Below are 261 nucleotides of genomic sequence, written 5' to 3'. Positions count from 1 at the left end.
CCCGCGACCAGATGCAGCAGATAGGGCCGCAGCCGCTTGCCGCTGGACATGGCATCGCGTGCGGCCTCGACCAGGCGGGCGGGCGCGGGCGCAAGCTGGGACAGGTGATGGGTGATCCGCTGGTCCAGCTGGCGCGCGAAGCCCGCCTGGGCATCAGGGTGGCGGGGCGACGCGTTCGGCTTGTCTATTGCCTGCTGGTGCATGACACTGTCCTTCAAGATTGGCGTTGTTCAAACAGGGACAACGCAAAACGACAAGGGC

Annotated in this window: 1 protein-coding gene; it reads right to left on the bottom strand. The window is 66.3% G+C overall.

Annotation, left to right across the window (positions count from 1 at the left end; translation table 11 throughout):
- Window positions 1–203 (bottom strand): hypothetical protein (locus AC3II9_RS21950; RefSeq protein ID WP_489158834.1); only part of this gene is annotated, 203 nt, incomplete at its 3' end.
- Window positions 204–261: the final 58 nt, after the last annotated feature.

It is taken from the genome of Lysinibacillus sp. RU7 (genome assembly GCF_057837305.1).
Note: the sequence above shows the minus strand (reverse complement) of the source record. Positions and strands in the feature narration are given on the sequence as shown.